The following is a 22,746-nucleotide window of genomic DNA, read 5'->3' as shown; positions in this document are numbered from 1 at the left end:
AAGATGAACAAAATTACATTTCTCGGTGCAGGCAGCACCGTCTTTGTTAAAAATGTATTGGGTGATGTCATGATGACCGAAGCACTGCAGGATTTTGAGCTAGCATTGTTTGATATCGATGCTGAACGTTTGAGCGACTCAGAGCGACTGCTGACCAGTCTGGCCCGTTCAATTGGAAGTCGTTGTGTCATTAACGTATATCATGACCGCAAAGAAGCACTACGCGGAGCCAAATATGTCATCAACGCCATTCAAGTCGGTGGATATGATCCATGTACCATTACGGACTTCGAGATTCCGAAGAAATACGGACTACGTCAAACGATTGCAGATACACTCGGCATCGGCGGAATTTTCCGTAACTTGCGTACGATTCCGGTCATGCTGGATTTTGCCCGGGATATGCAGGAAGTATGTCCGGATGCATGGTTCCTGAACTACACCAACCCGATGGCCGTGCTTACCAACGTCATGAACGTGCATGGTGGGATCAAAACGGTAGGATTGTGTCATAGTGTGCAGGTATGTGTGCCGCATATGTTCGATGCACTGGGGATCGATCAGACAGGTGTCGTGGCCAAAATTGCAGGCATCAACCACATGGCGTGGCTGCTCGAAGTTACAAAAGATGGGCAGGATCTGTACCCCGAGATTAAACGCCTGGCGAAGGAAAAACAGAAGGAACAGCATGACGACATGGTTCGTTTTGAGCTGATGCAGCGTTTTGGCTATTATGTAACGGAATCCTCCGAGCACAATGCCGAGTACCACCCTTACTTCATCAAGCGGAACTACCCGGAGCTAATCGAACGCTTCAACATTCCACTGGATGAGTATCCACGCCGGTGTGTGAACCAGATTGAAGGCTGGAAAGAGATGCGTACCAAGCTGTTTGCCAGCGAAAATATTGAACATACCCGTAGCCGTGAATACGCGTCGCATATTATGGAGGCTATGGAGACGAACCAACCTTACAAAATTGGCGGCAACGTCATGAACAACGGATTGATTACGAACCTGCCGCGCGAGGCATGTGTCGAGGTACCTTGTCTGGTGGATGGATCAGGGATCAGCCCTACGTTCATTGGTGACCTGCCCCCACAACTCGCGGCATTGAACCGGACCAACATCAACACGCAGCTGCTGACGATTGAAGCGGCAATTACCGGCAAAAAAGAACATATCTATCACGCCGCTATGCTTGATCCACACACGGCTGCGGAGCTGTCTATCGATGATATCGTAGCGATGTGTGATGAGTTGATTGAGGCTCACGGCGACTGGTTGCCAAAATACACGTCATAATATAAAAGCACCGTTTCCTTTGTAGCTAAAGGAGACGGTGCTTTGTACTTTAATTGTTGAAATCATTATAAAATGTGTTTATTCCTGTCATATGATGAAAGAAAGAAGTCTCCACTTAATGGCCTTTATCCAAACGGATGCTGTGCCCACTGCAATAATCTTTTTTTCGTGATTTTGCCATGAGAGGTATGATTGACGACTTTTCCCTGATCGAGAAGAAGTACCTGTGGTGACTCATGATGAACCTCTGTCTCTTCCGCAATATGGCGGGACAACGAGCGATTTTCAATCACTTTGACAATGCGGTAGTCCATGGGTTGTTTGGGATCTGATACATTGGTGCCTACAAAGGCCATAAACTCTCTGTACGCTCTCGCACTCTTCGGACAAGTCGTGCTGTGCTTCAGGATGAGCACCGGGTGATCCTGCGAACGCTGAAGTGCCTCTTCCCAGTCACCCGATTTGTGCAATTCACGAACATGCTCGCTGAGCATATGTTCCGAGTCTGATCCCACACGTTTGCTAACCATCGAATCAATCACAATGCCAAGCGCCACGCCAAAAGCAATCCCGAGTCCAAGTTGCTGCGTAGCCGTACCAATGCCGACTCCCATGGCAACACCTATAGCAAGCCATACGGCTTGATGATTTACTTTTTTCTTCATGCAGATCTTCCCTTCATGAAATATGTATATCAGGGCTATATCTTCCCAACTTATATTCTGATCAAATTATAGCATAGGCTTCTGCGGGTAGGCCTTGATAATCTTCGTCTCCGGGTACAGATTTCAGTGATTGGATTTATGCAAAATGCTCATTTGTGATACACTGGTTGTAATTTGGAAACGATGAACATGAAGAATGGATTGGAAGGGCGGAAATTCCATATGACATACGCGTTTATGATTGAACCGCAGGATTTTATTGCGCTGGATAACGAAGATGAGCTAATTGAGAAATGTCAGGAGTGGGGCCTGCTTTCCGGTAAAGCGACCAAACTCAAAACGTTCTATTATAAAGGAAATGGTCTGAACATGCCGTGCACCATCATTGGATATGTCGATCACATGGCAGCTGTTATTCAACTGGATAATGGACAAAAGCATTGCATTCACCCTTCTTATCTGAAGGAAATGCAAGCGTCCAGTTACAACGCACGAAGCATAGGAACAGCAGGATCAGATCGAAGCACAGAACCCTCAACTTCGGATACAGTCGCACCAGATACCCCTGCTGATGTTACGCTAACTCCCGATGCTCTGGCTAACCCAGATGAAATTCCGGCGGATCTGGATGAAATTCCGGCGGATCTGGATGATTCCGACGACACGGACACAGATGAATTCTCCTCGGGGCTGAAGGGTGATCCGGATGGGCTGGTAGAAGAGTATGTTGGACCTCAGTCTGGGGCAGCCAGTGATGCCCAACCTAAAGCCAAAACAGCGAGCAAAGCTAAGAGCCTCAAGATTGATCTGCCAGAAGGTAAAGTGAAGATGAGTGCCGTTGTCAAAGAGTTCACCACCGTACCGAATCACTTCTCTGACAATGACGATGAAGTCATCATCTATGAAGCTGTTACCATTACGGAGCCAGACGTCATTGATGTTGGGGAAGCCTGGTCTAGCCACAGTGCCACCGTTAAGAAACAGGAACTGGAAGTGGGCGACGTTATCACGTTTGAAGCGAAAATTATCAAGAAGAAGCTCACACGTAACCCGGTTCCCTATAAAATCAACAACCCTTCCAAGATTCAGAAGGAAGACTAATCACGATTCATTACAAAAAAAGCAAAAAACCTCTACAGCTGCTCAAAGCAGACCGCGGAGGTTTTTTCCCTTTTGAGGGTTATATTAGCAAAGAGTACACTCTTAAGCTTGTCCTGGCGTAGCACTGATCTGAAATTGTACGCCGAACTTGTCAACAACCGAGCCGTAGGCTGGACTCCAGAACGTCTCTTGTATCGGCATTTTCACTTCGCCGCCATCTTGCAGTTGGTTAAAAATTGCTTTGGCTTCATCCGCTGTATCCGTATTCACTGTAACCGTAACATGATTACCTACAGTGTACGGCATGCCTGGAAACGTGTCGGACAACATTAATACCGAGCTGCCAATCTGCAGAGAAGCATGCATAATACGGTCTTTCGCTTCTGGCGGGATGGGGTGATTCGAGTCGGATGGACCATCGCCAAATGTTTGAAGCGCGAGCACTTCGGCCCCAAATGCCTTTTGATAAAAATCTACCGCTTCGCGTCCATTACCGTCTGTTACCAGATACACATTCAAGCTGATCGACATGCGTTCTTCATCTCCTTGAGCTCTTGTAATTAAACGATTCACGCCACTTGCGACATGAGTATATATGAACAGGTTGTCCTTTGACAAGCGTATATTTCTGCACTCATCTCTGCGGACCTTTACACGATTAGGGTTACCAACATATTCTTAATCCATCCCTCTCTCCACTACTTCTTGCGCTTACGTATATAGTAGAGAACCGTGATCAGAACACCCGGAACCAGTGCTGTAAAACTGGCATAGATCAGACACCATTTCAACAAGGTAAATATCGGAGTGAGTTCAGCAAGCACAGGCGTACGTTCGGGATAACGAGACATGATCAGGGACGCACCTATATTTTCAAGCATATCCATAGCCCAACCTAAGACCGGAATCAGATTTATCCAGCGCCAGCGACTCTTTACCGGAAGTACGCGATATAGTACGGATAACAGAACAACCAAGAGGAACAGATAGGCCAGTGGCCAGATCAGATCAAATGTGAATCGTGCCTGAATATAGGCGCTCCGCCCTGCTTCCCCATATTGCTCAGCCATCTGATATAGATCATCCGCCGTGTACAGAAACGATGAATCCGGGGACTGCCCACCACCTGTGGCCTCCTCCGACTTCGCCGCTTGCCAGGGCAGAATAAATGCAATAAAACAGGCAAATACAACAACCGCAGCTACAAGCCATTTCCAATTTACCCGTTGATAGAACCAATTGGACACTTTATTCAGCACATTCTGTCCCCTTCCGATAAAAAAAAGACCACTCTCCCGAATCCTGTCGGTAAAATGGTTGTGTTCAATCCTATGAAGTTATCGCGTTTGAACGATGCTATCTATTTCACTTTTCAATAAGAGGTATCGGTGAACACTTCTCATGATCGGGACCTTCGTTAGTTTGTTCTTGTCCACGTACAGTTTCATCTGGTCTTTGGTCAAACCGAGCAAACTTCCAGCTTCCGATACCGTCAATACTACCTCTGGGTTCGTAGCATTAAACGTCTTCTTTACCTTCTGATTCCAGTCCTCGAATACCTGCATAGATCAGCGACCTCTCCTATCCATAGCCAGTTATTATCAGGCTGAATGTATCTATTATACCATACTTGTGCTACTTATAGCTTAATCCTTGCACAGAACCATATTCTGTTAGGCTTATTCGACTGCTGCTGCATGACAAAAAGAGCCACTTCTGAACGTGGCCCTTGATAGTATTTCCATAATATTCTTATGCTTCTTCCCAGAAGCGACGCAGGTTATCCATCGCAATCTTGGATGCGGATTTACATTCCTCCATGCCTTCGAACTCCACCGTAATGTGGCCATCATAGCCAGAGTCTTTGATTAACTTTACAATTTTGCGGATCGGAATATCCCCTTGCCCAACGATCGCCCCACGCAGGAAGTTGCCGTAGGCTGTCGTGAACCACTCACCCTCACCCGGATGCTCATCATAAGGACGGAAGTAGAAATCTTTGAAGTGGACCAGAGAAGCGTACGGCAGATTTTTCATGACACCGATGATCGGATTCTCATCCACACACATGAAGTTGCCAATATCGAGTGTTGTTTTAAAGTTCGGACGATCTACAGCATGCAGAACACGTTGCACCCGATCACTCGCCTGCACGCTGAAGCCGTGATTCTCAATGGTTGTGGTGATTCCAAACTGCGCGGCGTAGTCCGCAATGATCTGGCTTCCCCGCACCATCAGAGGCAGATGTTCCTCGAACCAGGCAATGGTCATCTTCTCCTTCGGCAGGGTAAACGCCGTGACGTCATGACGCAAATGTTTTACACCCATCCGGTGTACGACATCCACATGCCTTTTGACCCGAGCCATCTCTTCTGCAAACGCCTCTTCCGTCTCCTGCACGAAGTTCGCCGGCATCGAGTAGTTGGACAGTTCAATACCTGCAGATGCCGCCCGTTCCCGAATCGTATCCGCCAGATCGTGATTATCCTCAACAGTGTAACCGTAAGGCACCATTTCCATATGCTCGCCGCCGTTCGCCGCAATCCAGTCGATCACATCCAGCACCGTCATATCACCCGAATTCAAATCGTTCAACAAACTATACGTGCTCAGGCCCACTTTCATCTGCTCAGCTCCCTATCGATATTGTTGGATAAATTGAACCGCCTTACGAATGTCCTGCTCCGGCTGATGACCTACCTCGCGTTCAATTGTCAGATAACCGGTGTAACCAATCTCCTGAAGCGCTGCAAAGTATCCGTCAAAATCAACGCCACCCTCGCCCAGCGGCACCTCACGGAAGAAAGTCCCGGAAGAGACCATCTCGGCAATCTTATCGTGATCCATAGGGGCATAACCGACCGCTCCGTATACGTCTCGTGGGTCAACTTCCTTCAGCCGCACACCATCCTTCACATGGGTATGTACGATGTAATCCTTAAGCAGATGAACGCCCCGCGCCGGATCATCTCCGGTCACCATCACCATATTCGCCGGGTCAAAATTCACCGATACTCCGTTGGTCGACAGCGTATCCAGGAATCCTTTTAAGTCAGCAGCCGTTTCCGGTCCTGTCTCAATGGCAAAGTATGCGCCAACACTTTTGGCGTATTGGCCCAGTTCCTCACAAGCAGCGTGCAGCGTGGCATACACCTCCGATGAAGGGTCGTGTGGAACAATGCCGATATGTGTTGTGACGATGTTGGTGCCCAGATCAAGGGCCAGATCCACTATCCGCTTCGACTTCTCCACTTTCCACGGATTATCTTCCTTGACCTGAAAACCATGTCCACCCAGGTCGCCAACCAGTGCTGAAATTTCAAGACCCAGAGAATCGATGTAACTCTTCAACTCTTTACGCGCCGCAGGTGACAAATTTTCAGGGTCCATCTCTCCCTTGACGGCGTAGATCTGCACACCTTCTGCACCTACGTCTTTGGCTTTGTTCAACCCTTCCCGTACACCTACGCCAAAGCTATCCACGATGACACCGATCTTATTCGTTAATTTCATGTCATACCTCCTGAAGATTACGTATTTGGATTCACTGGAACAAGTTTAACCGACTTAATTTCGTACGGTTTGAATGTCAGTTCGAATGTGCCGTTCGGACAAACCAACGGATGGATCTCATCCTCCAGCAGATTAATGATGGACGCTTTGATTTCCTTTTCAGCCCACTGAACCTGTACCGTTTCCCGACCTCCTGATGATTCGTAGAAACGCAGCACCGTTCCCGAGCCATCTTCCGCAGCCTTAATAGCATCTAGAATGACATGCTCACTACGGAACTGAACCCAAGCATGTTCAGCTGGCAAGTGACCGGAAGACTGACTCGCTGCCACAACTTCCACCGGATAATTAAGCTCCATCGCCCGGCGAACGACGGCAGCTTGTCGCCAATCGCCCTGGTGGGGCAGGATCGAGTACGTGAATTCATGATCGCCCTGATCGGCATGTTCATCCGGCCATTTCGGGGCACGAAGCAGGGACAGGCGGATCGTCCGATCCTTGATGTCGTATCCGTACTTGCAATCATTCAGCAAACTCACACCGCTATTGCCCTCCGAGATATCCGCCCAACGATGCCCACAGACCTCGAACTGCGCCTGTTCCCAACTGGTGTTGTTATGAGTTGGACGCTCCAACGCTCCAAATGGAATCTCATAGGCTGCTTTGGCTGCCAACAGATCCACCGGAAAGGCCACCTTGAGCAGCTTATGGCTCTCCTTCCAGTTCACTTTCGTATGGAAATCAACACGCCGCTGGTGGCGATGTAAAATGACATCCTGGCTGATCTCCGACTGATTCAGCCTCCATACAAAACGTAGTACATCTCGCGTATCCCCGCGCTGTACAACCTCTCTGGAGATCAACTGCACGGCACCTGCTCGCTGGGATTCAAATCGTGGATCGATATCCCATGCATCCCAGTACGTCGGTTTGTCGTGGAAAAACTGCCACTCATTCGCCCGATCACCGGGCTTCAGCCAGTCGCGTCCTACCGTTTTGTCATACCATCGGGTGATCTCTCCCAAGTCATTGAACTCAAGGGTGTAAAATTCGGTTTCCCATATGGAAGGGAATTGTTCTTCTTCCCTTACTGGAAGGATAACATCCGATGCTTCGCGCAGCCATATGGTTGTATACCCAAAAGCAGGAATCGACGGAACATGCACGAGCAACGTATACTTGTCTTCCTTTTGTTCAAGATCACAGGCCAGACGGTTTCCTTGACGATCAAATGCAGCCATCCTGGCGAGGTGAGCATCCCCTGTAATGGTGATATTTTCTCCGCGTTTCCAGCCGAGGCTGTTGAATATAATATAGGGGAGACCATCGACTTCATCTGTTGCAATGTTCTCCGCAAGGGTATCCAGCGTTTCCCGCAGTGCGGATGTACCCAGTGCAAATACCTTCGTGTATTCCTCGGTGGACGTTACGTAAACTTCAGGAATCGACGTTCCCGGAATAATGTCATGGAATTGGTTGAGCATAATCAACTTCCAGCCTTCATCCAGATCATTCTTCGTGTGTATGGCGTAAGCCCCGGCAAATTGCCCCCAGATCTCCGCTTCCCGATATAATACCTCTGCCTTACGGTTGCTACGTTTGTTCCTTGCATGGGTTGTGTAAGTTCCGCGATGCAGTTCCAGATACAAGTCCCCGTGCCATTTTGGCAACGTCGGATTATTTAATGATATGTCTTCAAAAAAAGCGCCAGCTGTGCTGAATTTGCTGATTGGCTGTCCCACCATCAAGTGGGATCGCTCCGCAAACTCTACCATCTCATTGGTTACTCCACCACCACCATCGCCATGTCCGTAAAGCAACATTTGCTCAGGGTGCACATCTTTTTGTTTAAATGATTGCCAATGTTCATCCACATCTTTGGGACGCGTATGCTCATTCACGCCATGGTTCAGATACGCAAGCACCGAAGTACCATCAATGCCTACCCAGTCGAAGAGGTCATAAGGAAACGCATTGGTATCATTCCAATTCAGCTTGGTGGTCATAAAATAAGGAATATCCGCAAGCTTCAGCATCTGCGGCAAAGAAGCACAGTAGCCGAAGGTATCCGGTAGCCACTCGATGTTGGAGCGCTTGCCAAATTCCGCCTGGTAGAAGTTCTGTCCATACAAAATCTGCCGAACCAACGATTCTCCACTCGGAATATTCAGATCCGGCTCCACCCACATGCCTCCAACCAATTCCCAGCGTCCTTCGGCAATGCGGGCTTTAACACGCTTGTACAGCTCCGGGTAATTATCCTTCACGAAGGCATACAACTGCGGCTGGCTCTGGGAATACACAAAATCCGGGTATGTGTCCATCAACGTACACATGGTCGAGAACGTGCGACTGGACTTGCGAACCGTCTCACGTACAGGCCACAGCCAGGCAATATCAATATGGGATTGTCCAACCAGATGCATGAAGCCACTTCTATACTCCTCCGGGTCTTCCTGCTGTACCGACTGTACTAATCCATGTTCAAAGTTCTGTATCCAGGCTGCATCACTCCAGCGGTTCGGGTCATTGTACATGTCATCCATCACCTGATGAATGGCTTGAACAAGTGCCATCCGCTTGGGTTCCTTCTCGTTATATGCCCGGAGCGACTCGGCGAGTACCGTCACGCTGTACATTAGGCTCTGCAAAGGCTGATTAACATGAACCAGTGCTGCCCGAATGCCCTGAATAGGCGGCTGAATAACGGCTTGTCTGTTGAGTGGATCCTGCGGCTCGGGAATCGGATCGTAGAGTTCAATCTCCAACTGCGGCGTATCACCTACCCGACTTCTCGGCAGGGGTACGAATCCGTGGTTCCGGTCCAGTCCATGATAAGGTAAGCCATTCACCTTCAGCAGCCCTTCTCCTCCAGCCTCGAAGATTAGCCCAACAGCTTGATCTTGCCATTCCGCCGGAATCTCCACACGATTACTCAGAAAATACGTCGTGCCGTGTACGCTGTTCAGCGGATTCAAGCTTTGCATGGCCTTGTCTGCCTGCTCATCTTCATTTTCATATCCCTGCTCGTACTCGTATTCCCCTGGCCGAATGTATCTGGCCCTCTGCATCTCCCACGCTGGAAGCTCGATCGTATCCAGCCATTGCCGCTGCTTCAGATCTTCGATGAATCGCTGAATTCGAATCATACCTCCACCCCCACCTTCTGGATGTGCAGACTGCAGGCGGTCCAATCCATAGAATTGCGGCCAACCATGAGCCTGAATTCACCCGGTTCTACGACAGACTGGAGACGAGAGTCGATCAGTGCGAGGTGTTCTTTTTGCACAGGGAATGTAACGGTCTGGGTCTGTCCTGGCTTCAGATGAATTTTACGAAAACCCTTAAGTGACATTTCAGCCCGCGTAACCGAAGCCGACACATCCGTGATGTACAACTGCACAACCTCGCTTCCCGCAACCGCTCCGGTATTCGTGACTTCAACCATCACCTGAGCTTCATCGTCCGGGCCGATGATTTCTGGCATTACTCTTACATTCTCGTATTTGAATTCGGTGTAGCTCAGTCCATATCCAAACGGGTACTGCGGCGCCAGATCCATCTCCAGATACCGTTTGCCACGAGTGCGTTTGGCATGATAGTAGACCGGAAGTTGCCCAACATGCTTGGGAATGGAGACGGTAAGGCGGCCAGATGGATTCACATCGCCAAACAGAATATCCGCAATCGCGTTACCACCTTCCTGTCCGGGGTACCACGCTTCCACAATCGCATGGACATGCTCATCAATCCAAGGTTCAGCAATGGGGCGTCCGTTAATATACACCACGATAACGGGTTTCCCCAGCCTATGTACCTCCTGCACCAGCTCTAATTGAACACCCATGAGATTCAGGGAAGCCCGGTCAATGCCCTCACCACACTCCATGTCGTTCCAAGGATCATCGGTCACCATTGAAGCACCTGTCCGCAAATCGATCGTACCTTCACCAAAATCGCGGGCGCTGGAACCACCCATCACCATCACGATGACATCGGCCTGTTCCGCACAGACGAGCGCTTGTGCAAAGCCCTCTCTGGAATCGCCTTTAATCCGGCAGCCAGGTGCGTACAGCACCTGCCCCGAATCCGCGCCAAGCTTGCGCGTAATGCCATCCAGTACGGTGACGATCTGTTCTCTCGGCTGTGGCGAGGTATAGTCCCCAAGCTGGTTATAGATATGGTTCGCGTTCGGACCAATGACAGCTAGCTTTGGACCTGTTTTGGCAAGCGGAAGAGTATTTCCCTCATTTTTCAGTAAAACAATCCCCTCTTGTGCAACTTCCCTTGCCAGCTGAATATGATCTTCACATCCAATAACCCGCTCTGCAAACTCTGGATCAACGAAAGGCTTTTCAAATAGCCCAAGTCTGAATTTCATCTCCAGCACTCGCCACACAGCCAAGTCCAGATCCTTCTCTTTGATCAATCCCTGCTCAAGCGCCTGACCAAGATGTTTGCGGTACATGTACCCGGACATCTCCATGTCTACACCTGCCTGAAGGGACTGTGCCACGGCCTGCTCCCCGTTCTCGGCGGTGTTATGTCCATGAACCAGCATCTGAATGGCACCAAAATCAGTAATGACAAATCCCTCAAAACCCCACTGCTCGCGCAGAAGGTCATTCAGCAGATACGTACTGGACGTGCACGGTACGCCATCTATCTCGTTATAAGCGGTCATGACGGAACAACCCCCGGCTTCCACTGCTTTTTTGAACGGCAACAGATCTATTTCATGTAATTCACGTAATCCCATATGCACAGGTGCTGCATTACGTCCACCCTCTGAGCTGCCATAAGCCGCAAAATGCTTAAGTGTAGCGACAATCGTCTGGTTGGAGTCGAGCCGATCACCCTGTAGTCCCTTCATGGCTTCTACTGCAAATTCACCGATTAGGTATGGGTCTTCGGCAAAACATTCCTCTGTCCGTCCCCATCTCGGGTCACGTACCACATCAAGCACCGGGGAATACGTTGCCGCTCCCCCCTGGCTCCGGGTCTCCACAGCGATGGCTTCACACATCTTGCGGTATAACTCCATATTCCACGTGCTACCCACCATTAACGGTACCGGAAATACTGTCGCCCCGATCGCCATATGCCCGTGGGAACACTCTTCCCCGAACAAAATGGGAATGCCCAGCCGGGAATGCTCCATGGCATACTGTTGAATAACATTCGTGGCAACGGCTCCCTGCCGTGGGGTAAGCCCCGTTTCCAGCGTCACTTCAGTCCATGGATCGGCCCGGAGCACACCATACAGAGAACCGACACCGCCCTGTTCAATGTCCGCTTTGAACTCTTCCGTCACCTGTACTGTACCATCAGGTGCTTTATCATACGTCTTCCACCCCATCGGCTGAATGAGTTGTCCAATCTTCTCTGCCGTTTTCATCCGTCCGATCAGATCCTGAACCCGTTCCTGAATGGGAAGCGAAGCATCTTTATAGTCCATATGCACATTCTCCTTATGCGTTCGGAATTAGTTAGGCGCATGCACTCACATGGCTTTGCGGTAGTCACTTGGTGCCACACCCACCACGTTCTTGAAAGCCCGGTTGAAGGAATTATAGTTCGTGTAACCCACTTCCTCACTGATCTCCTGAATAGCCTTATCCGTCTCCTGCATGAGCAGCTTGGCTTTTTCAATGCGATGACTAATGAGCAGATCCACAAACTTCTCCCCAATCTCATCCTTGAAAAGCTTACTCAGATACTTCGGATTAATATCGAATAGATCACTAAGGTAGTTCAGTGACAGATCAGGATTGTTGTAATGCTCTTCGATGTATTTGCGAATCTCCAGAATATGTGATCTGTGTTTTCGGGAACAGTGCAGTGTCTGCATCTGCAACGCCAGTTCTCTGAACCCTTCCCAGCACAGCTCACGCAGATCGTCTAACGTCTCCCAGCCCTCCAGCCTTGGAAGAAGTGGGGTGAATATAGCGGCCCATGACTCCTGATACTCTCGTGGAAGTTCGGCGAATTCCCGATTGTAATGTTGAAATAACAATTGGATCGTATTCATAATCTCCTGACGGGACAGAACGGACTCACTGATTTGTTCAAACAGTCTCTCAAAATGCTTTTCCCACACATCGTCCGATAAACGCATCGCCTGCACCAGCAGTGAGATGGTCTTCAGAAACTCATACACATCATTGGTCGAATTCGGCACATCACTACACGGAATGATGCGATTTATGCCCAGTACAGCCTTGTACTCCAGCGCGTGCACAGCTTCTTTCAATGAAGCTCTCAACCCCCGAATATCAACAGCGACCCGACCAACACCAATGGTCACAGTGAAGTTCAGATACTGATCGATTCTGTCCAGATAACCAGCCAGCAATCGGTGCTCGGTCTCCTCGGCCTGTTCCATTGCCGGAATCCAGAGGATGGCGTACAAACGCTGATCGGAGATCCATTCAGCCCATACTTCCGTTCCTTCATGACGCGCACTCTCCTGCAGGATACTGGATAACACAAATTTCAAGAGGGATTGGTCCTGATCATGATACTCCGTCACAAATGCATCATACCGATCCATTTCAACTACCATGACGGCCCAATGATGCTCCAGCTCAGGCAGTTTGAACTTCTTCATCTCCGCTGTCAGCTCCGTGCTCGTAAAGTCTCGTGTGCCCTCCAGCAACTCCTGAAAGAACATTTTTTTCTGCAAAATCAGATTCTCTTCGTGCTCCTCCTGATATTGTCTCGTCTGATCAATCATGCGTTCCAGCGTTGTATGGATGAATCGAAACTCATTCTCCTTGCCATAGTTGAGCCCCGATTGCTTCTGCGAAGAGACGGTCTGAATTAACGTGACAATCTGCTGAATCGGCTTGTAGTTTCTGCGGGTAACATAGATCACCCACACCACACCAATCAACACAACCACTACAGCAAAGGCAAACCAGATATTATAAAATTGCAGCGTCCATTTGACGATTTTTCCATTGTTAAGACCTGTCTGCACCTTCCAACCACTATAACTCGACGTAAATTCGGAGAAGACTTCTCCCGACGTGGTTTTAGTATAAGCTGCAACCCCTCCTGGCATGCTGCTATCCCACAGATTGCCGCCCGAACGGTTGAAGATGTTCACAAACGTAAATTCCGGATCATACATCTGCATAATGGATTTCCTCAGGGTACTTAGGTCCACGTTTGTCACCACAAGTCCTTTGCCGTTTCCTACAGTTCGCACAATCGTAATCACCTGCTCCGTCGCTTGCGAAGGAAAAGCTCGGAACGCTCGTGCCCCTGCCCACTTCTGTTCATCCCTTGACCGGCTATCTGCAATAAAGTCTGCATCCGGGAACTCTTCAATCGGAACAGCCTTCCCGTTACTGAAGACCGTGCCATCCCCGTATCGAACGAGATAAATTGAATCAATCAGCGGATACTCTATTTTCAATTCATCAACCACCTGGACCGCCTGAATGCCGGCATACACATCATCGCTGCCAGATACCGAGAAATAATTCTTCAAGTTAGGGTTGGTCAAAATCTCACGCAGTACCTTGAAGTCGATGGAACGCAGGGAGTTGTCCAGATATTGCGTGACCTGAGAGGCCAGAAATTCATTGGCCTTGAGCGCTTCTCTGCGGTTCTGTTCATTGAATACTTGAAAGAAAATAAAGAATAGAATGGTCGTCACAATAAAGAAAACAGGCAGATACGATAACAGCAAACGTCTAAACCAATTGTTGTTCATCTCCGAGATCCCCCCACCGTTACTGTTCATGCTGAATGACGACAAACATCTGTGCTGATCGCTAATTTTCCATAAATATTCAGTACATTATATCGGATGACGTGGGGTTGTCATAGGAGAAGACCGTCCCGGTCACGGGTGACAGACGGGACAGCCTCTATATTGAATCCTTCAATTATTGATTCTTCTCAATGGCACGCTGGTAGATCTCAAGGTAATTACTCAGTCCGAGACCATCAAAGCCTTTGACATACGAATCCCATTCCTTTTCAATGCTCTTGCTGCCAATAATGAACTGTGCCATATTCGTCTGCACATAATCCTTGATGGCCGTAGTCAGTTGTGCAGCTGATTCCGTATCCTCTGGACGAATAAATACGTTCGCAGGGTATACTTCTTTGGGTGCATAAGGTTCATACACATTGGTAGCTTGAGCCAGACGTGTACCATAACCCTCTGCTTCTAAAGGATTCTGTCCTTCCGCAAACAGATTACGGAACGTGTTGGACAAGTCATGTGCTCCGATCTGTGACCAACTCTCGTTCACAACAACGTTTGGATCACGCTCAGGCAGGTTGTAGTAGCTGTATTTGGCCGGCTCACCATTGATGTTTTTCTCATCGGCATCTGCCTTCTTCCAGCCTTTTCCTTCAGTTGGTCCATACTCCGCGTACAGCGCACCTTCTTCACTGAACATGTAGTCTACGATTTTGATGGCGGCAATCTGCTGTGCTTCTGTCGCTTTGTTCGTAATGGCAAACTCAAACTCACCTACGCTCTGCGTGGCGCCTGTCGTCTGCACTCCATCTGGTCCTTTCAATGGAGGAACGATCTCCCAGTGCTGGTGACGGGTGATGTCTTTGTCATAAGTATTCACGAGATAACTGACCAGCGCCGTTGTAATGGAGCCGACCACTTCATCGCCTTCCTTGTTCCCCAGCTGTCCAATTGCCTGATCATTCTGTGTAAAGGAAGCCGGATCAATCAGGCCATCTGCATAGAGCTTGTTCATGTACTCCAGCCCTTTCTTCCAGCCTTCCTGATTGGCGGCAAAACTCACCTTGCCATCGTTCACGATCAGATATTTGTCGTTGTCATTGTATATAAAGCTATTCATCAGGTAGGCATCAATGTTGCCATTCCATACATACTTGTTCGGTGCGCCTGTAAGTGGAATCTCGTCCGCTTTCCCGTTACCGTTTGGATCTTGTGTCTTAAACGCCTTCAGAACGGTATACAGTTCATCAGTTGTGGTTGGCATTTTCAGGCCCAAATTATCAAGCCACTCCGTGTTGATCCAGTATTTCTGTGCATACGTACAGTGGTAACATTCATTGAAGATCGGCAGCGCATAGATGTTGCCATCCGGTGCCGTAATAGCTTCTTTGAAGTATGGCTTCTCTTCCATAATCTTGGTCAGATTCGGACCATACTCCTGAATCAGATCTTGTAGCGGAAGGAACACGCCCTGTTTTCCATAGGTTTGAAGATCTGAGGTGGTGAACTTGCCGTGAAGAAACACTTCGGGATAATCACCACTAGCCAGCAGTAATTGTCTGCGATCCTGCAAAGCGTCCGTTGGGGCCAGATCCCATTTTAGGGTAACGTCGAACTTGTCTTCGATAAATTGGGTGAATTCATTCTCTTCCATGGACGCTTTGCCTTGCGGAGCAAAGAGGGTCATGGTTACAGGACCGCCGCTCTCCCCGCTACCGTCGCTACTTCCACCCGATTCCTCGGATGAACTGCATGCGGACAACAAAGCCATCGAAGCAAAGACCAGAAACAACATCGAAATCCAAGATTTTCTCAATCTGACTCCTCCTTTTTGTTCATAACGGCAAATTATTGACTTGTACTGCACGTTTATAAAATCGACCCCGGAAGCCGGCGTGTTCCTTCCACCTCCTTTCAAGAGGCAACCAGGCTTAACTCACAAGGATTAACCTTTGAGGGAACCAACCATGACCCCTTTAACAAAATGCTTCTGTACAAATGGATACATGATCAGAATTGGAATACTCGCCACAACGATCAGTGCATATTTCAACACCTGCTCGAACCCTTGGTCCCGCATCTGTTGGCTGGTATTGGCGAGCATCGCCGGATCAGCCGCGTTCAGGATAAGCAGATTGCGAAGCACGTATTGTAGAGGGAACAATTTCTCGGAACGCAGGTAGATCAATGCATCAAAGTACGCATTCCAGTGGCCTACGGCATACATAAGTGTCATGACCGCCAGAATGGGCTTTGATAAGGGAAGAACTACGCTGATCAGATACCGGATATCCCGGCAACCGTCCATTTCCGCGGCCTCCCCGAGTTCTTCCGGAATGGAAGATTGGAAGAAAGTTCTTGCCACGATGACCTGGAATACTGCGAGCGCCCCGGGCAGCCACATCGCCCAACGTGTATCGAGCAGGTGCAAATCCTTCATCAAGAGGTAGGTGGGAATCAGACCACCATCAAAGAACATCGTGATCATCATGAAAATAATGATGGCACCTCGTCCATAGAACGATTTTCGTGACAAAGGATACGCCAGCATGACGGTCAGCACCACGTTAATGAACGTGCCCACCACGGTGTAGATGATCGTGTTATAAAAACCGAGCATAAGCTGTTGGCTTTTGAAAATGGAGATGTACGCCTTGATGTTAAAGTCTACCGGGAACAGCCACACCTGACCGGATGTCACGGCTCGTGAAGAGCTGAACGAAGAACTGATGATATACAAGAGTGGATAAAACACTGTTAGCAGTATGGCGAACAGAAAAATATAGTTAAATGTCATGAAAATGCGGTCACCAAGCGGGTCCTTGATCCGGTTACGATTAATCAGGTTGAACATGGATAAGCTCCTCCTTTACCACAAGCTGTTCTGGGATAGTTTGCGCGATATGCCGTTGACGATAACCAGCAGGATCAGGTTGATAATGGAGTTGAAGAACCCTACTGCCGAGGAGAAGCTGAAATTTGCCCCGATCAGACCTACCTTGTACACATACGTGGAGATGACCTCCGAAGCGCTTGTGTTGAGTGGATTCTGCATCAGGTATATTTTCTCAAAGCCCACGCCCATAATGCTGCCCAGACTCAGAATCAGCATGATAACGGTGACTGGAACGAGCGACGGGAGGTCGATGTGCCATATTTTCCGAAGCCTTGATGCGCCGTCCATCTTTGCTGCTTCATAGAGAGATGGATCAACACCAGCAAGAGCTGCGATATATATAATTGATGAATATCCCATGCCCTGCCACACACCTGACCAGACATAGATCGATTTGAAGTATTCCGGAATACCCATGAAGTTCGTCATCGGGAAGCCGAGCAGTGTGAACAGCTTGTCTACCACGCCGACATGCGGGGAGAGCATCAGAATGATAATGGATACCATAACAACCGTTGAGATAAAATGCGGAGCGTAAGTGACCATCTGCACAGTCTTTTTGAAGTAACCCGTTCGAATCTCATTCAGCGCCAGCGCCAGAAGGATCGGAATGGGGAAACCGGCAATTAAGGAATAAAAGCTGATGCCTATCGTGTTTTTGATTAACAGCCAGAAGTTTGGAGATTGGAAGAAGGCTTCAAAGTGTTTGAATCCGACCCACGGGCTTCCCCAGATTCCTTTGACTACACTGAAGTCCTTGAAGGCGATCTGGACACCCACCATAGGAATGTACTTGAAGATTAACAGATACAATACCGGGGGCAACACGAGCAGGTAGAGTTCCCAGTGTTTCTTGAGGCTTTTGATGAATGGATGCTGCCGCTTGGGCTCCACATGTTTCCTCTGTTGGAGTTCCATCTTGGCGGGTATGCTTTCCGTAGCTCGACTCATTTGCGTCACTCCTTCTACACCTCAAGTGTAATAATACATTACATTTACATCCCTTAAATATCCTTTTTTCTGTTCATAGTTCCTTGTTCAACAAATATGATGTAAACATTCATATCAGGTAGCGCTTTCTTGATTTGATAGTACATCGCCCGATAAACTTTTATCAATTTGCAATTTTCTCCGACTTCTCTTTATTCCATAAATCCTTGTGTGACAAGCGATTACGAGCCGTTTCTATCGGAAATTGTATTCCTTATGTATGAATAAAAAAATCCCGGAGGTGGTTATATCTCCCCCGGAATTGACATGGCATTCTATGCGCTTGTGACCAATCTGAACGTATGTGTGATGGGCGCTTCACTCGTTGCAGCGGATTGGGGCAGATCCACAAGAAGTCCGTCTCCCGTTTGCTGATACGAAAGTACGTCATCGCTACCGACGAGTTCGATCCGCTCTACCTTTTCCAGATAAGGAATGGTTAACTGTGGTTGTACGGTCTCATTCTCGTTTCGGTATAAACGGAAGGCATATACGGTGTTGATCTCTTCCTTCTGGGTGAAAGCCCAATCCTTCGTAAAATATGGCCCGCAGATCCGGGTTCCATAGACGCCTTCTCCATGAGTACCCAACCATTCACCGAGGCCCTTGATGCCTCGAATAGCCCCTTTTGGCAGACGCCCATCGGGTTGCGGTCCTACATTCAGTGCCAGGTTACCACCCTTGGACACGACTTCGAGTAGAATATGTGCCAGCTGTCTTCCCGTTTTATACTGATCATCAAATCCAAAAGCAAAGGAGTTCCCCACGGTAATACAGCTCTCCCATGGAATGTTCATCGGATGTTCCGGTATGGTCTGCTCGGGGGTAACGATATTCTCATACGGCCCACCCACGGTGCGATCTGCGGACAGAAGCCAAGGTTGTGTGGTCTGACGCGCCCGTTCCACGACTTCTCCCAGCCTGATATCCTGACCATGGCGACCTTCGCGCACCCAGCCGGCATCCAGCCACAGACATTCGATCCTCCCGTAATTGGTCAGCAGTTCCATGATCTGCTCATGTGTGAACTCTACGAATTTCTCCCACAACCATGGATACTTATGGGGATCATACGAAGGGCCGCGCCACATATGACGTCCACGCTCCATGCCCGGTGCCCAGTAATACGGGGTATGCCAGTCCGCTTTGGAGAAATACGCTGAGATGCCCAATCCCTTGGCCCGAAAAGCGTCAAACAGTGCTCGACAGATGTCCGCATACTTATGGGTATGAAAAGGCGTGTTCTTACCCGTAATCCGGTAATCCGTCGTCTTGGTATCCCACATGCAGAAACCGTCATGGTGCTTGGTGGTGAACAGGAAGTATTTGAACCCGTTATCTGCCGCCATCTGTGCCCATTCCTCGGGTTGGAAACGAATCGGATTGAAGGTTTTATTCAGATCGAAATATTCCCGCTTGAAGTCTTCCATGTCATCCGTCCAGTCGATGTCATCGCGCGACCAATCGCCATCCTCGTCGCTCAGCGCCCAGGATTCCACGAGACCAAGCTGGGAATAGGGTCCCCAGTGCATCATCAGCCCCAGCTTCTGATCCTTGAACCACTCCAGCCGCTCATTCAGCAGCGGATCTTCCGGTTTGATCCATTCATCCTCTTTGCTAAAATTGTGCACGCCGGCTTCGACGATCTGCTCTTCCTGCTCCAGTAAGGTTTCATTGGTTTCGCTCATTCTGTTTCATCTCCTTTGGATTAGATAAAAGATAAACCTTGTATGTTACGCCTGGTCACTCCGAGTGCAGTACCATCTTTTGATCGCTGTTATCCCCAGATTTCTTTTATTTCACTTTATAATTGTTGGAAATCCGGGGATAAAGGCGAGCGCTTCGCTTCTTCAGATTGGTTCTGCACTCTACGTTTTGGCGTAAACGCTAGTTTAACTATTAAGGGGCGTAGTAACTTTGTTATTTCGATTGCGGTGCCATCTTCAATTAATATGAACCCAATTTCCCTCTTTTCTATAGGGAAATCCAAGCGACTGATCCTGGCGAATGAGTAAAGTTTTTTTCTAAGGAACTCAGGGCGTCTTATTTAGCCTTTTGGTCCTCTTTTTAAATTGTAAGAAACATCAGACACGTTATTTTCCGAAATTAGGTGGTAAAAACGCTGTAATTGGCTGTTTGTTCTGATATAGCGTGTCTCAGGTTCCTTAGATTTCTGCTAGCGCTCCAAATCCTTGAATAAGATGCCTCAGATTCGTTAGTGCTCGCTCTCTGCTCCAACCGTGAGCGGGGAGGAAGAATCCGAATCCCGCCGGAGCGGAGCTAGATCATTGGCAGGAGAAAAGTGCTCATAACTTTCAATGCCACGGGAGTAGTAAAGTATCAACGTGATTATCAACGCATTACAGTTCTATCTCTATAGTGTAATTTCGCGACCTTGGCGGGCTGATTCGTATATGGCGCAGAGCATTTTCATTACCTCGACGCCATCCTCGACGGGACTAAGTGTCTCTTTGCGGCCCTGCGTGCTATCTATAAAATGGTTGATTTCATTGCGGAACGAGCCCATAAAGTCAAATGATTTGAAATCCACCTGTGGAGTCATGTTCAAAATGGTGTTGAATTTCTCGCCAATGATCGAAATTTCCGGCTCCAGCTCTGCACCGCCTTTGTCGCCATATAGTTTGACCGAGGTCTCATCCGCTTTGGCATGGAGCGTGAAGCTAACGTCCACGAGTAGGCTCGCACCGTTCTCGAAACGAATCAGGGCATTCGCCATGTCCTCAACGGTGTTCTGTTCCGCATCATAATCCGCTGCTTTGTAGAATGACAGATTGTTAATGTTCGAGCGGTTCCCCAATCGGTTAGATACGTTAGCGGAGACGGATTTTACCTTTGGTCTGCCCATCAGATACCAGCAGATATCGATCACATGCACCCCGATATCGATCAGCGGACCGCCGCCGGAGCGGTTAATATCCGAGAACCAGCCACCCGGATTGCCCAGACGCCGTAGACTGGAGGCTTTGGCATAATAGATCTCGCCCAATTCACCTTCGTCAATAAACTTCTTCAGAATCTGTGCATTGTCGCTATAGCGGCGAACAAAACCGACCTGCAGAAGCTTTCCGCTGCGATGAACGGCCTTCTCTACTTCGAGCGCATCCTCAACGGTTTGGCAGAGCGGTTTCTCACACAGCACGTTTTTACCCGCGTCCAGAGCAGCAATGCTAATCTCCGCGTGAGAGTCGTTCCATGTACAGATGCTGATGGAATGGATCTCGGGCAGTGCGAGCAGTTCCTTGTAATCGGTAAACACATGAGGTGCATTATATTGCTTCGCCACTTCTGTGGCACGCGCTTCATTAAGGTCACAGATGGCGTATATTTCAACGTCGGGATTACTGGCGTAGGCTTGCAAATGACAATCGGATATGGATCCGGCACCGATAACGGCGACTTTCAATTTGGACATAGTGCTGATTCCTCCATCGTTTTCATATGAATTGACTCAAGAAATTATACTCGGCTTAACGTAACGACGGTGAATGCTTGGACTTTCGGCCGCTGTTGTCTGCAAATTTCTTTTATTGACCGCTCTAGCGGTTGAAATCCGCATACAAAGGCGGTCGCTAACGCTCCTACAGTTCCAAGCTTCACCTCTGTTACTCACGCCTTCTTTAAAATTTGATTCAATTTTATTCATTTAAAACAAATACTCAGCCCTATGCCTCTTCCCATAGGCGGCGAACGTTATCCATGGCAATGCGTGAAGCCGTTTTGCAATCCTCCATGCCTTCAAATTCAACCGAGATATATCCGTCATACCCGGATTTTTTCAACACACGGAACACTTCAGGCATGTCGATATCGCCTTGGCCCACAATGGCACCGCGCAGGTAATTGCCATGCGAGGTTTGGAACCAGCCTTCACCGGGATTTCGGTACGAAGGTCTCCAGTAGAAGTCTTTGGCGTGCACGATCGACGCGTACGGAATGTTATTTTTTACGGCACTCACCGGATCTTCATCCACACAGAGGAAATTGCCGACATCCAGCGTAGTCTTGAAGTTATCCCGCGCCGTTTCGTGGAGCACACGCTGAATCCGCTCACTCGACTGCACATAATACCCATGGTTCTCCACGCTTGTTGTGATTCCAAAACCCGCTGCATAATCAGCTATCCGCTGACAAGCTTTCACTAGTACCGGCAGGTCGATCTCGAACTGTGCTACGGTTCCCTCTGGTGCGGGGCGGAAAGCCACGTCATGACGCATCAGCTTTACTCCCAACGCAGCAGCCACATCCACATGTCGCATCACATTCTGGATCTCTTGCTCCAACGCTTCGGCGTCCTCCTGAACAGCGAAGTTTGCGCCGATGGCGTAATTGGAAATGTCGATCCCGACCTCTTTTGCCACAGCTTTAATCTCATCAATCAACTCCGGATTATCAATCAGACTGAATCCCATCGGTACAATCTCCACATGTTCCCCGCCCTGATCGGCGATCCAGCGAATGGCATCTGGTACGGTCAATTCTTTGCGATCCAATGCTTGTTGCAGACTGTAGGTGCTGAGTCCAACTTTCATTTTCCC

At 48.8% G+C, this 22,746-nt stretch carries 17 protein-coding genes; 2 read left to right on the top strand and 15 right to left on the bottom strand.

What is annotated here, in order from left to right; all coding sequences use genetic code 11:
• Window positions 1–3: 3 nt before the first annotated feature.
• Window positions 4–1,305 carry an alpha-glucosidase/alpha-galactosidase gene (melA, locus tag HF638_RS22580; RefSeq protein WP_169482159.1) on the top strand — a complete coding sequence of 434 codons (1,302 nt, stop codon included), beginning with the start codon at window positions 4–6 and terminating at the stop codon, window positions 1,303–1,305.
• A gap of 125 nt (window positions 1,306–1,430) precedes the next feature.
• On the opposite strand, the gene ytxJ is transcribed toward melA, so the two are convergent.
• Window positions 1,431–1,970, bottom strand: coding sequence for a bacillithiol system redox-active protein YtxJ (ytxJ, locus tag HF638_RS22575; RefSeq protein WP_248278231.1), 540 nt, complete (start codon window positions 1,968–1,970; stop codon window positions 1,431–1,433).
• A 222-nt stretch (window positions 1,971–2,192) separates the two neighbouring features.
• Here ytxJ and HF638_RS22570 point away from each other — a divergent pair, with 222 nt between their 5' ends.
• Window positions 2,193–3,071 carry a hypothetical protein gene (locus HF638_RS22570; protein ID WP_169482158.1) on the top strand — a complete coding sequence of 293 codons (879 nt, stop codon included), beginning with the start codon at window positions 2,193–2,195 and terminating at the stop codon, window positions 3,069–3,071.
• 102 nt (window positions 3,072–3,173) lie between these two features.
• Here HF638_RS22570 and HF638_RS22565 read toward each other — a convergent pair whose 3' ends face one another.
• The 14 genes from HF638_RS22565 to HF638_RS22500 form a co-directional block, all read right to left on the bottom strand.
• Window positions 3,174–3,602 carry a VOC family protein gene (locus tag HF638_RS22565; RefSeq protein WP_169482157.1) on the bottom strand — a complete coding sequence of 143 codons (429 nt, stop codon included), beginning with the start codon at window positions 3,600–3,602 and terminating at the stop codon, window positions 3,174–3,176.
• 167 nt (window positions 3,603–3,769) lie between these two features.
• A complete protein-coding gene (locus tag HF638_RS22560; RefSeq protein ID WP_169482156.1) occupies window positions 3,770–4,330 on the bottom strand; it encodes a hypothetical protein in 561 nt (186 codons plus the stop codon).
• Window positions 4,331–4,408: 78 nt separating this feature from the next.
• The gene (locus tag HF638_RS22555; RefSeq protein WP_169482155.1) at window positions 4,409–4,636 is read right to left on the bottom strand and encodes a DNA-binding protein; all 228 of its coding nucleotides are present in this window, start codon (window positions 4,634–4,636) and stop codon (window positions 4,409–4,411) included.
• Window positions 4,637–4,823: 187 nt separating this feature from the next.
• Window positions 4,824–5,696, bottom strand: a complete 873-nt coding sequence (locus HF638_RS22550; RefSeq protein ID WP_169482154.1) for a sugar phosphate isomerase/epimerase family protein — start codon at window positions 5,694–5,696, stop codon at window positions 4,824–4,826.
• A gap of 12 nt (window positions 5,697–5,708) precedes the next feature.
• The gene (locus HF638_RS22545) at window positions 5,709–6,584 is read right to left on the bottom strand and encodes a sugar phosphate isomerase/epimerase family protein (protein ID WP_047841499.1); all 876 of its coding nucleotides are present in this window, start codon (window positions 6,582–6,584) and stop codon (window positions 5,709–5,711) included.
• 17 nt (window positions 6,585–6,601) lie between these two features.
• Entirely contained in the window at window positions 6,602–9,733 is a 3,132-nt protein-coding gene (locus HF638_RS22540; protein WP_169482153.1) for an alpha-mannosidase, read from the bottom strand.
• A complete protein-coding gene (locus HF638_RS22535; RefSeq protein ID WP_169482152.1) occupies window positions 9,730–12,042 on the bottom strand; it encodes a glycoside hydrolase family 3 N-terminal domain-containing protein in 2,313 nt (770 codons plus the stop codon). The genes HF638_RS22540 and HF638_RS22535 overlap by 4 nt, the downstream gene beginning before the upstream one ends.
• A 45-nt stretch (window positions 12,043–12,087) precedes the next feature.
• Window positions 12,088–14,307, bottom strand: a complete 2,220-nt coding sequence (locus tag HF638_RS22530; RefSeq protein WP_169482151.1) for a helix-turn-helix domain-containing protein — start codon at window positions 14,305–14,307, stop codon at window positions 12,088–12,090.
• Between the two features lie 175 nt (window positions 14,308–14,482).
• Window positions 14,483–16,120: a type 2 periplasmic-binding domain-containing protein gene (locus tag HF638_RS22525; RefSeq protein ID WP_211175743.1), complete on the bottom strand. Its 1,638-nt coding sequence runs from the start codon at window positions 16,118–16,120 to the stop codon at window positions 14,483–14,485.
• Between the two features lie 129 nt (window positions 16,121–16,249).
• Window positions 16,250–17,158: a carbohydrate ABC transporter permease gene (locus HF638_RS22520; RefSeq protein ID WP_017691189.1), complete on the bottom strand. Its 909-nt coding sequence runs from the start codon at window positions 17,156–17,158 to the stop codon at window positions 16,250–16,252.
• Window positions 17,159–17,173: 15 nt separating this feature from the next.
• A complete protein-coding gene (locus tag HF638_RS22515) occupies window positions 17,174–18,151 on the bottom strand; it encodes an ABC transporter permease subunit (protein ID WP_169482150.1) in 978 nt (325 codons plus the stop codon).
• A gap of 314 nt (window positions 18,152–18,465) precedes the next feature.
• Window positions 18,466–19,878, bottom strand: coding sequence for an alpha-L-fucosidase (locus HF638_RS22510; protein WP_169482149.1), 1,413 nt, complete (start codon window positions 19,876–19,878; stop codon window positions 18,466–18,468).
• Window positions 19,879–20,564: 686 nt separating this feature from the next.
• On the bottom strand, window positions 20,565–21,623 hold the full coding sequence (locus HF638_RS22505) for a Gfo/Idh/MocA family protein (RefSeq protein ID WP_169482148.1): 1,059 nt from the start codon (window positions 21,621–21,623) through the stop codon (window positions 20,565–20,567).
• Window positions 21,624–21,873: 250 nt separating this feature from the next.
• Complete coding sequence (locus HF638_RS22500; RefSeq protein WP_169482147.1) at window positions 21,874–22,740, bottom strand: sugar phosphate isomerase/epimerase family protein; 867 nt, start codon at window positions 22,738–22,740, stop codon at window positions 21,874–21,876.
• Window positions 22,741–22,746: the final 6 nt, after the last annotated feature.

Source organism: Paenibacillus sp. SZ31 (assembly GCF_012912005.1).
In the GTDB taxonomy this organism is placed as follows: domain Bacteria; phylum Bacillota; class Bacilli; order Paenibacillales; family Paenibacillaceae; genus Paenibacillus.
Note: the sequence above shows the minus strand (reverse complement) of the source record. Positions and strands in the feature narration are given on the sequence as shown.

What these genes read in the sequence shown, in the direction of transcription:
- melA (WP_169482159.1), top strand. Translation starts at nt 4, where the DNA reads ATGAACAAAATTACATTTCTCGGTGCAGGCAGCACCGTCTTTGTTAAA.
- ytxJ (WP_248278231.1), bottom strand. Translation starts at nt 1,970, where the DNA reads ATGAAGAAAAAAGTAAATCATCAAGCCGTATGGCTTGCTATAGGTGTT.
- HF638_RS22570 (WP_169482158.1), top strand. Translation starts at nt 2,193, where the DNA reads ATGACATACGCGTTTATGATTGAACCGCAGGATTTTATTGCGCTGGAT.
- HF638_RS22565 (WP_169482157.1), bottom strand. Translation starts at nt 3,602, where the DNA reads ATGTCGATCAGCTTGAATGTGTATCTGGTAACAGACGGTAATGGACGC.
- HF638_RS22555 (WP_169482155.1), bottom strand. Translation starts at nt 4,636, where the DNA reads ATGCAGGTATTCGAGGACTGGAATCAGAAGGTAAAGAAGACGTTTAAT.
- HF638_RS22550 (WP_169482154.1), bottom strand. Translation starts at nt 5,696, where the DNA reads ATGAAAGTGGGCCTGAGCACGTATAGTTTGTTGAACGATTTGAATTCG.
- HF638_RS22545 (WP_047841499.1), bottom strand. Translation starts at nt 6,584, where the DNA reads ATGAAATTAACGAATAAGATCGGTGTCATCGTGGATAGCTTTGGCGTA.
- HF638_RS22540 (WP_169482153.1), bottom strand. Translation starts at nt 9,733, where the DNA reads ATGATTCGAATTCAGCGATTCATCGAAGATCTGAAGCAGCGGCAATGG.
- HF638_RS22535 (WP_169482152.1), bottom strand. Translation starts at nt 12,042, where the DNA reads ATGGACTATAAAGATGCTTCGCTTCCCATTCAGGAACGGGTTCAGGAT.
- HF638_RS22530 (WP_169482151.1), bottom strand. Translation starts at nt 14,307, where the DNA reads ATGAACAACAATTGGTTTAGACGTTTGCTGTTATCGTATCTGCCTGTT.
- HF638_RS22520 (WP_017691189.1), bottom strand. Translation starts at nt 17,158, where the DNA reads ATGTTCAACCTGATTAATCGTAACCGGATCAAGGACCCGCTTGGTGAC.
- HF638_RS22515 (WP_169482150.1), bottom strand. Translation starts at nt 18,151, where the DNA reads ATGAGTCGAGCTACGGAAAGCATACCCGCCAAGATGGAACTCCAACAG.
- HF638_RS22510 (WP_169482149.1), bottom strand. Translation starts at nt 19,878, where the DNA reads ATGAGCGAAACCAATGAAACCTTACTGGAGCAGGAAGAGCAGATCGTC.
- HF638_RS22505 (WP_169482148.1), bottom strand. Translation starts at nt 21,623, where the DNA reads ATGTCCAAATTGAAAGTCGCCGTTATCGGTGCCGGATCCATATCCGAT.
- HF638_RS22500 (WP_169482147.1), bottom strand. Translation starts at nt 22,740, where the DNA reads ATGAAAGTTGGACTCAGCACCTACAGTCTGCAACAAGCATTGGATCGC.